This is a genomic window from Streptomyces sp. NPDC020780 (genome assembly GCF_044334475.1).
Lineage (GTDB): Bacteria > Actinomycetota > Actinomycetes > Streptomycetales > Streptomycetaceae > Streptomyces.
The window spans coordinates 332,107-343,750 of sequence record NZ_JBIRTB010000002.1 but is presented as its reverse complement, the minus strand read 5'-3'; the positions used below and the strand labels follow the sequence as shown (position 1 = coordinate 343,750).

The window sequence follows — 11,644 nt, the reverse complement described above, 5'->3', positions numbered from 1 at the left end:
TAGGGATGCGGTCATGACGACGCGCGAGGAGCAGCAGCGGTACCACCTGCGGGCCGGGGACACGGCGAGCGGCCCGTACTCCCTCGACATCGGCCCCGAGACGGTCGGCTGGGACCGGTCGAGCCTGCGGGTGCTGGAGCTCGAACCGGGTGGTGTTCACACCCTGGTCACCGGGGAGAGCGAATGGATCGTCCTGCCGTTGACCGGCGGCTGTACGGTGCGGACGGCAGATGAGATCTTTGAACTGCGCGGCAGGGCAAGCCCGTTCGGCGCAGTGACCGATTTTGCCTATCTTCCACGTGACGCCCGCGCACAGATCGCCTCCGGCGCAGGAGGTCGCTTCGCCCTGGCAGGAGCGAAGTGCGAGCGACGACTCCCCGCTCGCTACGGCCCCGCGCCGGAGGTACCGGTCGAGCTCAGGGGGGCCGGCACCTGCTCGCGGCAGATCAACAACTTCGCCGCCGCCGACACCTTCGCGTGCGACCGGCTCATCGCCGTGGAGGTCCTCACCCCGGGCGGCAACTGGTCCTCGTACCCCCCGCACAAGCACGACGAGCACCGTCCCGGTGTCGAGTGCGTACTCGAGGAGATCTACTACTTCGAGGTCGAGGGCGACGGCCTCGGCTACCACCGGGTCTCCCCCTCCCGCGCGGGCGGGACGGACGTCCTCGCCGAGGTCGCCACCGGGGACGCCGTCCTCATCCCCGACGGCTGGCACGGCCCTTCCATCGCCCCGCCCGGCCGCACCCTGTACTACCTGAACGTGATGGCGGGCCCCGGCGAGCACCGCGAGTGGCTGATCCAGGACCACCCCGGCCACCGCTGGATCCGTGACACATGGCCCGCGCAGCCGGTCGACCCACGGCTCCCGCTGTACGGCGAGGAGGCCGGCCGGTGACCACGTCCCGTACCGCCACCCGCAGGCTCACCACCGCCCAGGCGCTGATCGCCTTCCTCGCCCGGCAGTACACCGAGCGCGACGGCCGGCGCCAACGGCTGATCAGCGCCACCTGGGGCATCTTCGGCCACGGCAACGTCGCGGGCGTCGGACAGGCGCTCGTCGAGTCCGGCCCCGCGATGCCCTTCCTCCAGGGCCGCAACGAACAGGCCATGGTGCACGCGGCCGTCGGATTCGCCCGCCAGTCCGGCCGGCTCTCCGCGCAGGCCGTGACGACCTCCATCGGCCCCGGCGCCACCAACCTCGTCACCGGCGCGGCCCTCGCGACCGTCAACCACCTGCCCGTCCTGCTCCTGCCCGGCGACACCTTCGCGACCCGCCCCGCCGACCCCGTGCTCCAGCAGCTCGAAGTGCCGTACGCCGGTGACGTGTCCGTCAACGACTGCCTGCGCCCCGTCTCCCGCTACTTCGACCGCGTCACCCGCCCCGAGGCACTGATCCCGGCGGCCCTGCAGGCGATGCGGACCCTCGCCGACCCGGCCTGCACGGGCGCCGTCACGCTCGCGCTGCCCCAGGACGTCCAGGCCGAGGCGTACGACTGGCCGGCCGAGTTCTTCGCCGAGCGCGTCTGGCACGTACGCAGGCCCGCCCCCGACCCGTACGAACTGGAGCAGGCCGTACGGGCGGTGCGCTGCGCCCGCCGGCCCCTGATCGTCGCGGGGGGCGGTGTCCACCACAGCGCCGCCGAGGAGGCACTCGCCGCCTTCGCCGCCGCCACCCGCATCCCCGTCGCCTCCACCCAGGCGGGCAAGGGCTCGCTGCGCCACGACCACCCGGCCGACGTCGGCGGCATCGGCCACACCGGCACCGCGACGGCCGACGCCCTCGCCCGCGAAGCCGACCTCGTCATCGGGATCGGCACCCGTCACACCGACTTCACCACCGCCTCCGCCACCCTCTTCGCCCATCCGGAGGTCCGCTTCCTCAACCTCACCATCACCGGCTTCGACGCCCACAAGCTCGCCGCCCTCCCGCTCGTCGCGGACGCCCGCACCGGCCTCGAAGCTCTCGGTGCCGCCCTGCACGCACGCGGTCACCGCGTCGACCCCGCCTACGAGACCGAGTACACCGACGCCAAGGCGCGCTGGGAGCAGCGCGTCGACACCGCCTTCGCCACCCCCGATCCGGACGCCCGCCCCACGCAGGCCCAGGTCCTGGGCCTGCTCGACGCCCTGGTCACCGAGGACGACATCCTGATCAACGCGGCCGGCTCGCTCCCCGGCGACCTCCACAAACTGTGGCGGGCGCGCTCCCCGCGCCAGTACCACGTCGAGTACGGCTACTCCTGCATGGGATACGAGATCCCGGCCGCCATCGGCGTGCAGCTCGCCGCGCCCGGCCGGCCCGTCTGGGCCCTCGTCGGCGACGGCACGTACCTGATGAACCCCACCGAGATCGTCACGGCCGTCCAGGAGGGCCTTCCCCTCAAGCTCGTCATCCTGCAGAACCACGGCTACGCGTCCATCGGGGGCCTCTCCGAGGCCGTCGGCGCCGAACGCTTCGGCACGGCCTACCGGTACCGGGACGCGGACGGCGGCTACACCGGCTTCCCGCTCCCCGTCGATCTCGCGGCGAACGCGGCCTCCCTCGGCATGCGGGTGCTGCGGGCGAAGTCCGTGGCGGGTCTGCGCGCGGCCCTGGCCGAGGCGCGTGGCGCGGACCGTCCCACTTGTGTCTACGTGGAGACCGAAACGGCAGACACAGTGTCGGGCCCCCCTCCCGCACAGGCGTGGTGGGATGTTCCTGTGGCCGAGACCGCGACCCGCCCGTCGGCGGCCGAGGCACGCAAGGAGTACGACCGGCAGATCGCAGCCCGACGCCGCCACCTCTGAAGGAGCACCCCGTCATGAAGACCGTCAACCACTGGATCGGTGGCAAGGCCGTCGAGGGCACGTCGGGCACCTACGGCCCGGTCACCGACCCGGCGACCGGTGCCGTCACCACGCAGGTCGCGCTCGCCTCCGCCGAGGAGGTCGACCTGGCGGTCGCCGCCGCGAAGAGCGCGTACGCCACGTGGGGCACCTCCTCGCTGTCCGCACGCACCGCCGTCCTCTTCCGCTACCGCGCTCTGCTGGACGCCCACCGGGACGAGATCGCCGCCCTCATCACCGCCGAGCACGGCAAGGTGCACTCCGACGCGCTCGGCGAGGTCGCCCGCGGTCTGGAGATCGTCGAGCTGGCCTGCGGGATCACCACCCAGCTCAAGGGCGAACTGTCCACCCAGGTGTCCAGCCGGGTCGACGTCTCCTCGATCCGCCAGCCGATCGGTGTCGTCGCGGGCATCACGCCGTTCAACTTCCCGGCCATGGTGCCGATGTGGATGTTCCCGCTGGCCGTCGCCTGCGGCAACACCTTCGTGCTCAAGCCCAGCGAGAAGGACCCGTCGGCCGCCAACCTGCTGGCCGAGCTGGCCGCCGAGGCCGGCCTGCCCGACGGTGTGCTGAACGTCCTGCACGGCGACAGGGTCGCCGTCGACGCGCTCCTCGCCCACCCCGACGTCGCCGCCGTCTCCTTCGTCGGCTCCACCCCGATCGCCCGCCACATCCACGCGACGGCCTCCGCGAACGGCAAGCGCGTCCAGGCGCTGGGCGGCGCGAAGAACCACATGCTGGTCCTCCCGGACGCGGACCTGGACGCGGCGGCCGACGCCGCCGTCTCCGCCGCGTACGGCAGCGCCGGGGAGCGCTGCATGGCCATCTCGGCCGTCGTCGCCGTCGGCGCGGTCGGCGACGCACTCGTGGCCCGCATCAAGGAGCGCGCCGAGAAGATCACGATCGGCCCCGGTACCGACCCCGCCTCCGAGATGGGCCCGCTGATCACCGCCGCCCACCGCGACAAGGTCGCCTCCTACGTCACCGGCGCCGCCGCCCAGGGCGCCGAGGTCGTCCTGGACGGCACGGGCCACACGGTCGAGGGCTTCGAGGACGGCCACTGGATCGGCCTGTCCCTCCTCGACCACGTCTCCACGGACTCCGACGCCTACCGGGACGAGATCTTCGGGCCGGTCCTGTGCGTCCTGCGCGTCGACACGTACGAGGAGGGCGTCGCCCTCATGAACGCCTCGCCGTTCGGCAACGGCACCGCGATCTTCACCCGCGACGGCGGCGCCGCCCGGCGCTTCCAGATGGAGATCGAGGCCGGCATGGTGGGCGTCAACGTCCCGATCCCGGTACCGGTGGGCTACCACTCCTTCGGCGGCTGGAAGGACTCCCTCTTCGGCGACCACCACATCTACGGCAACGACGGGGTGCACTTCTACACCCGCGGCAAGGTCGTCACCACCCGCTGGCCGGACCCGGCCGACGCCCCGTCATCCGTCGACCTGGGCTTCCCCCGCAACCACTGAGGCCCACGCACCCGTTCCCCGGTGGTCCCCGCCTTCGGAAAAGGCGGGGACCACCGGCGGGTCCGGCTGCGACACTGACCGCATGGTGACGGCGTCGCAGCTTCCGTTCGGCACGGTTCTCAGCGACCGGCTGGGGCCGCCCGCGCATCCGGCCGAGCTGGAGAGCAGCCCACGCTCCCACGTCTGGCGCCTCGAGCTCGCCGGCGGGCCGGCCGTCCTGAAGCAGCTGGTGGCGGGCCCCGGAGCCGACGAGCGGTACGCGCGCGAGGTGGCCGCCCTGCGCATCGCCGCCCGGGCCCCCGGACCCCCCGTCGTGCCCGCGCTGCTCGCCACCGACCCCGCCGAACGGGTCATCGTCCTCGAACACCTCGACCACGGCCGCCCCGCCCCCGACTGGACCGTCGGCTACGCGGCGGCCCTCGCCCGGCTGCACGCCACCGCGCGCCCCGGTGACGCCGGAGCCCTGCCCCGCTGGCAGGGCCCGACCGGCTCGGACGTCACCTCCTTCCTCACCCTGGCCGAGGCCCTCGGGGTCCGCGCGGCACCGGGTGCCGAGGCGGAACTGCACGCCCTCGTCGAGCGGCTCGGCCGGGCGGAAGGGACCGCGCTGCTCCACGGCGACCCGTGCCCGGGCAACGACCTGCACACCCCCCACGGAGTCAGGTTCATCGACTTCGAGCAGGCGTCCCTGGGCAGCGGGCTGATGGAACTCGCCTACCTGCGCATCGGGTTCCCGACCTGCTGGTGCGTCACCCGGGCGGCCGGGCCCCTGCTGGAGAGAGCGGAGTCCGCGTACCGCGCGGCCTGGTACGCCGCGACCGGCCGCGCGCTCCCGGACACCGGCCTCGCCGACGCCTGCGCGGGCTGGCTGATCCGCGGCGACGCCCTGGTCCAGCGCGCCCACCGCGGCGCCGCCGACCAGCTGGCCCGGGTGCCGGAGGAGGACTGGGAGTGGGGCACGGCGACCGCCCGCCAACGGCTCGCCCACCGGCTCGCGGTGGTCGCCGGAACAACGGAGGACGGCGGTGAGCTGCGGGGACTGCGCGCCCTCGCGGCGGACCTGCGCCGCGCGCTCCTCCACCGCTGGCCGGAGCTCCGCCCGGTGCCGACGCGGCGCCCGTAGGACGTTCGTAGGGGCGGCCGGCGGCCCGCCGGAAAACCCGTGGCAGCGAGCACGGCGCCCCGGCCATCCTGGGGGCCATGTCCACACCGCACCATCAGATCCGCGCCCGGCACACAGCCACCACGGTCACCGTCTACCAGGCGTACGCGCCGTCCATCGGACTGCCCACCGCCCGGGGCGGGCGTTTCCCGGCCGCCTGGAAGCGTGACCGCATGACGTGGATCAAGCCGAGCTTCCTGTGGATGATGTACCGCTGCGGCTGGGGCACGAAGGAGGGCCAGGAGACCGTGCTCGCCGTCGAGATCACCCGCGAGGGCTTCGGCTGGGCCCTGGAGAACGCCGAACTCTCGCACTACGTCCGGGGCGTGCACCCCGACCGGGCCACCTGGCAGCGCGACCTGCGCCGCAGCCCCACCCGGGTGCAGTGGGACCCGGAACGCGACCTGCACCTGAACGCGCTGCCGCACCGCTCCCTCCAGCTCGGACTGAGCGGCGAGGCGGCACGGCGTTACGCGGACGAGTGGCTGGTCTCCGTCACCGATGTCACGCCCCTCGCCCAGGAGGTCCACGCACTGGTCAGGGCGGGCGAGACGGACCGGGCATCCGCCCTTCTGCCCGCCGAGGAGCCGCTCACCGGCTTCCGCGCTCCGGTGCCTGCCGGCCGGTGAGGGACGGCAGGTCCCCTGCCTGCGCCCGGTAGGAGCTCCGCGGCCGCGGTGTGGCACGGCTGATGCGGATGTCCCCGTATGTGCGCTTTCGTGAGGCCGGGTGTACCGCGTGCGGAGTACGAGGAGGAGCGGACGTACCTCCCGGGGATGCCGTCCACCTCCCCCCGGGGGCACCCCGGCCCCCGGGCCGCTCCGTCTAGGGTCGAGTCATGGAGAACCCGACTTCCCGGTGGCGGCACCGGCTGCCCCGTACCCCAGGCCGGTGGGCCGCGGTCGTCGCCGCCCTCGCCGTGCTCGTGGGCGCCGGTACCTGGACCGCCGTCGCCGACGACAGCGCCCCGACCGTGCACCGGCAGGACCGGATGATGAAGATGAACGGCGTGTCGGTCGACACGTCCTACTTCACGTCCGGGGGCACGAAGCCCCGGCCGGCCGTCCTCATCGGACACGGGTTCGGCGGCAGCAAGAACGACGTGCGCGCCCAGGCCGAGAAGCTGGCCGCGGACGGGTACGCCGTCATGACCTGGTCCGCCCGGGGATTCGGGAGGACGACCGGGGAGATCACGCTCAATGCCCCCGACGGCGAGGTCAAGGACGTGTCCGGGCTCATCGACTGGCTGGCGGACCGGCCCGAGGTCGAGCTCGACGCGAAGGGCGACCCGCGCGTCGGTGTCACCGGCGCTTCGTACGGCGGCGCGGTGTCCCTGCTCGCCGCCGGGTACGACGAGCGGGTCGACGCCATCGCCCCCGTGATCAGCTACTGGAACCTCGCCGACGCGCTCTTCCCGGACGGGGTGTTCAAGAAGCTCTGGGCCGGGATCTTCGTCTCCTCCGGCGGCGGCTGCCAGAGGTTCCAGAAGCAGCTGTGCGAGATGTACGAGCGGGTCGCCGTCAGCGGCAAGCCGGACGCCGCCGCGCGCGCCCTGCTGACGGAACGTTCCCCCGTGTCCGTCGCCGACCGCATCGACGTGCCCACGCTCATCCTCCAGGGCCAGAGCGACTCCCTCTTCCCACTCGGCCAGGCCGACGCCATGGCCGAGGCCGTCAAGGCCAACGGCGCGCCCGTGTCCGTCGACTGGATCTCCGGCGGGCACGACGGCGGGGACGACGAGGGCGACCGGGTCCAGGGCCGGATCGGTGACTGGTTCGGCCGGTACCTGAAGAAGGACGAGGACGCCGACACCGGGCCGGGCTTCCGCGTGACCCGGACCGGCGGTGTCGACTCCACCGACGGCGCCGCCCTGAAGCGCGGCGCGAGCAGCGACTCGTACCCCGGGCTGACCAGCGGCGGACGGAAGATCCCCCTCACCGGCGCCCACCGGCTGCCCGGCCAGGGCGGCGGGCAGGACGCGGCCACCGGCGGCGAGGGCGGCGGACGGAAAGCACCGGACGGTCTCACCCAGACCTTCCGCAACCCCGCCGGCGCCGCCCCGCCCTCCGTCTCCGCCCTCCCCGGCGTCGGGGGCGGGCTCTCCCAGCTGTCCTCGCTCGGCGTCGGGCTCTCCCTCGACTTCCCCGGGCAGTACGCGAGCTTCGAGTCCGCCCCGCTGGACAGTTCCGTACGCGTCACCGGATCCCCCACCGTCACCGTGAACGTGAAGGCGGACCGGGGCGACGCGGTGCTGTTCGGCAAGGTCTACGACGTCTCCCCGGACGGGACGCGGCAGGTGCTGCCCTCCCAGCTGGTCTCCCCCTATCGGATCACCCCCGCCGAGCAGGGCAAGCCGGTCGAGCTGACCCTGCCCGCCGTCGACCACGAGGTCGACGCCGGGCACCGGCTCCGCCTGGTCCTCTCCGCGACCGACCTCGCCTACGCCTCACCTGCCGAGCCCGCGACGTACACCGTCACCCTCGACGGGGCGCTGACCGTGCCCACCGCCCCCGCGGTACGAACGGCGTCGGCCGCCCTGCCCTGGTGGACCTGGGGACTCCCGGCCGCCGCGCTCGTCGTCGCCGCCGTACTCCTGTCCACCGCACGCCGCCGCACCGCGACTCCGGCGCCGGACCCGTCGCTGACCGGCGTACCGCTGCAGATCACCGGCCTGTCCAAGAAGTACTCCAAGGCCTCCGACCGGTACGCGGTACGGGAGCTGGGCTTCCGGGTCGAGAGGGGGCAGGTCCTCGGCCTCCTCGGTCCCAATGGAGCCGGCAAGACCACCACCCTGCGCATGCTGATGGGCCTCATCACCCCCGACGCCGGTGAGATCCGGGTCTTCGGGCATGCCATCCGGCCCGGGGCGCCGGTGCTGTCCCGGGTGGGTTCCTTCGTCGAGGGCGCCGGCTTCCTGCCGCACCTCTCCGGCCGCGCCAACCTGGAACTGTACTGGCAGGCCACCGGACGGCCCGCCGGGGACGCACACCTCGACGAGGCGCTGGAGATCGCCGGACTCGGCGACGCCCTGGCCCGCGCGGTGCGCACCTACTCCCAGGGCATGCGTCAGCGGCTCGCCATCGCCCAGGCCATGCTCGGCATGCCCGACCTCCTCATCCTCGACGAACCGACCAACGGCCTCGACCCGCCCCAGATCCGCGAGATGCGGGACGTGATGATCCGGTACGCGGCCGGCGGCCGCACCGTGATCGTCTCCAGCCACCTCCTCTCCGAGGTCGAACAGTCCTGCACCCACCTGGTGGTCATGGACCGCGGCAGGCTCGTGCAGGCCGGCCCGGTCGCCGAGATCACCGGCAGCGGCGACATGCTGCTCGTCACCACCGCGGAGGAGGCCACCGGACCACTCGTGGACAAGGTGGCCGCGCTGCCCGGCATCGGCTCGGCCGTCCGCGTGGACGGCGGCCACGGACTGCTGGTCCGCCTCGACGGCGCCACCGCGGCCCAGCTGGTCGCCGAACTGGTCCGGCTCGACGTGCCGGTGACCGGTGTCGGCCCGCACCGCCGCCTGGAGGACGCCTTCCTCACCCTCATCAACGGAGATCCCGCATGAGCGCCGCGACCGAGCTCCGAAGCCTCGCCGAAGCCCCCGGCTACCAGGCCCGCCGCACCCTTCCGCTGCGCGTCGAGGCGATGCGCCAGCTGCGCAGGCGCCGCACCCTGCTCATGGGCGGGGTACTGGCCGCCCTGCCCTTCGTCCTGATCATCGCCTTCGCGATCGGCGGCACCCCCGACGGCGAGGGCGGCGGGGGAGGGGGCTCGCGGATCAACCTCATGGACGTCGCCACGGAGTCCGCCGCCAACTTCGCGGCGACCTGCCTGTTCGTCTCCGCCGGTTTCCTGCTGGTGGTGCCGGTGGCCCTGTTCTGCGGGGACACCGTCGCCTCCGAGGCGAGCTGGTCCTCGCTGCGCTACCTGCTCGCGGCGCCCGTCCCGCGCGCCCGGCTGCTGTGGAGCAAGCTCGTCGTGGCGCTCGGCTTCAGCCTCGCCGCGATGGTGCTGCTGCCGCTCGTCGCGCTGGCCGCGGGAGCGGCGGCGTACGGCTGGGGGCCGCTGAAGCTCCCCACCGGGGGCGCGCTCGCCACCTCCGACACCGTGCCGCGCCTCGCCCTCGTCGTCGCCTTCGTCTTCGTCTCCCAGCTGGTCACCGCCGGGCTGGCGTTCTGGCTGTCCACGAAGACGGACGCACCGCTCGGAGCGGTGGGCGGCGCGGTCGGGCTGACCATCGTCGGCAATGTCCTGGACGCGGTCACCGCGCTCGGGACCTGGCGTGAATTCCTGCCCGCCCACTGGCAGTTCGCGTGGGCCGACGCACTCCAACCCGACCTCGAATGGGGCGGGATGGTGAAGGGCGCGGCCGTATCGGTGACGTACGCCCTGATCCTGTTCGCCCTGGCCTTCCGGGGGTTCAGCCGCAAGGACATCGTGTCCTGACGGCGACGGCCCGCCCCGCCGCCGTGCGCTGTTGCCGCATCGAGACGGATCCGCAACACGTTCGTCCGATCCTGCGGGGCTCCCCGTACGTCACATACACAGAGGTCGACGACGCGGGGGGCACGGATGGGACGCAGGACGAGGACACACCGCAACGCGCTGGGTCTACTGCTGGCAGGGGGCGTGGTGATCACCGGCTGCAGCGCGGGAGGGACGAGCTACGAGTCCGCCGCCGGGCACGACAGCGCACGCCGGCCCGTGGGCGGACAGCCCGCGCCCGGCGCACCCGGCGGGGCGCGGCCGAAGGGGGACGGCGCGCGGGAGGGCGACGCCCGACAGGCCGCGCCGCCCGACTACCTCTCGACCTTCGCCCTGGACGTGGACACCGCGAGCTACGGATACGCGCGCCGCGTCCTCGGTGACGGCCGGCTGCCCGAGGCGGACACGGTGCGCCCGGAGGAGTTCGTCAACAGCTTCCGGCAGGGCTATCCGCAGCCGGAGGGCAACGGCTTCTCGGTGAGCGTCGACGGGGCACGGCCCGCCGCCGACGCCGCCGACTGGTCACTCGTACGCGTCGGACTGGCCACGAGGGCCGCCGCCGCGACGGGCGAACGCCCGCCCGTCGCCCTGACGTTCGTCGTCGACATCTCCGGATCGATGGCCGAACCCGGCCGCCTCGACCTGGCCAAGACGTCGCTGGGCATCCTCGCCGACGAACTGCGCGACGACGACTCCGTCTCCCTGGTCACCTTCAGCGACGAGGCCGAGACCCGGCTGCCGATGACCCGCCTCCAGGGCAACCGCACCCGAGTCAAGGACGCCGTCGAGGAGATGGAACCCGCAGACTCCACGAACGTGGCGGCGGGCGTCACCCGGGGCTACGACGAGGCCGTCAAGGGCCACCGCGAGGGCGCCGCCAACAGGGTGGTCCTGCTCTCCGACGCGCTCGCCAACACCGGCGAGACCGACGCCGACGCGATCCTGGAACGGATCGGCGACGCCCGCGCGGAGTACGGCATCACACTGTTCGGCGTCGGCGTGGGCAGCGACTACGGCGACGCCCTGATGGAGCGGCTCACCGACAAGGGCGACGGCAACACCACCTACATCGGCGACGAGGCCCAGGCCAGGAAGGTCTTCGTCGACCAGCTGCCCGCCCATGTCCAGCTGCGGGCCCGCGAGGCGAAGGCCCAGGTGGCCTTCGACCGCAGGACCGTCCAGCGGTTCCGGCTCATCGGCTACGAGAACCGCAAGGTGGCCGACGCCGACTTCCGTGACGACAGCGTCGACGGCGGCGAGGTCGGCCCCGGCCACACGGTGACCGCTCTCTACGCCGTACGCCTGCGCGAGGGCGCCTCCGGCCACGTGGCGACGGCGACCGTGCGCTGGCTGGACCCCGGTACCCGCACGGCACACGAGGAGACCGGTTCGGTGGGGACCGAAGCGCTCGGCGGCATGCTCTGGGGCGGCGACAGCCCCCGGCTCCAGGTGACCGCGGTCGCCGCGTACTTCGCGGACACCCTGCGCGGCGGCGACCTGCCGGGCACCCCGCCCCTCACCGCCCTCGCCTCCCGGGCACGGAAACTGGCGACCGTCACCGGGGACAGCGCGGTGACGAAGCTCGCCACGGCGATCGAACAGGCCGACCGCATCAGGAACCGCGGCGGCGAGGAACCCCCCGGCGCCGCGGGTGAGGGCGAGGTCGGCTGACCCGGCCCTCCGGGCC

8 protein-coding genes are annotated in these 11,644 nt (G+C 73.5%); all 8 read left to right on the top strand.

Translation table 11 applies throughout. The features are described 5' to 3' along the window. Window positions 1–13 precede the first annotated feature (13 nt). Entirely contained in the window at window positions 14–898 is an 885-nt protein-coding gene (gene iolB, locus ACH4VO_RS04850) for a 5-deoxy-glucuronate isomerase (protein WP_360987790.1), read from the top strand. Continuing rightward, entirely contained in the window at window positions 838–2,790 is a 1,953-nt protein-coding gene (gene iolD / locus ACH4VO_RS04845; RefSeq protein WP_398440866.1) for a 3D-(3,5/4)-trihydroxycyclohexane-1,2-dione acylhydrolase (decyclizing), read from the top strand. The genes iolB and iolD overlap by 61 nt, the downstream gene beginning before the upstream one ends. Window positions 2,791–2,804: 14 nt before the next feature. Further along, entirely contained in the window at window positions 2,805–4,304 is a 1,500-nt protein-coding gene (locus ACH4VO_RS04840) for a CoA-acylating methylmalonate-semialdehyde dehydrogenase (protein WP_360987794.1), read from the top strand. A gap of 82 nt (window positions 4,305–4,386) precedes the next feature. Continuing rightward, window positions 4,387–5,427, top strand: coding sequence for an aminoglycoside phosphotransferase family protein (locus ACH4VO_RS04835; RefSeq protein WP_360987796.1), 1,041 nt, complete (start codon window positions 4,387–4,389; stop codon window positions 5,425–5,427). A 77-nt stretch (window positions 5,428–5,504) separates the two neighbouring features. Beyond that, window positions 5,505–6,095 carry a DUF4291 domain-containing protein gene (locus ACH4VO_RS04830; protein WP_360987798.1) on the top strand — a complete coding sequence of 197 codons (591 nt, stop codon included), beginning with the start codon at window positions 5,505–5,507 and terminating at the stop codon, window positions 6,093–6,095. 209 nt (window positions 6,096–6,304) lie between these two features. After that, entirely contained in the window at window positions 6,305–9,037 is a 2,733-nt protein-coding gene (locus tag ACH4VO_RS04825) for an alpha/beta fold hydrolase (protein WP_360987800.1), read from the top strand. Continuing rightward, complete coding sequence (locus tag ACH4VO_RS04820) at window positions 9,034–9,918, top strand: ABC transporter permease (protein WP_360987802.1); 885 nt, start codon at window positions 9,034–9,036, stop codon at window positions 9,916–9,918. Before ACH4VO_RS04825 ends, ACH4VO_RS04820 begins: the two co-directional genes overlap by 4 nt. A gap of 126 nt (window positions 9,919–10,044) precedes the next feature. Continuing rightward, window positions 10,045–11,628 carry a von Willebrand factor type A domain-containing protein gene (locus ACH4VO_RS04815; RefSeq protein WP_360987804.1) on the top strand — a complete coding sequence of 528 codons (1,584 nt, stop codon included), beginning with the start codon at window positions 10,045–10,047 and terminating at the stop codon, window positions 11,626–11,628. The last annotated feature ends 16 nt before the right edge of the window (window positions 11,629–11,644 follow it).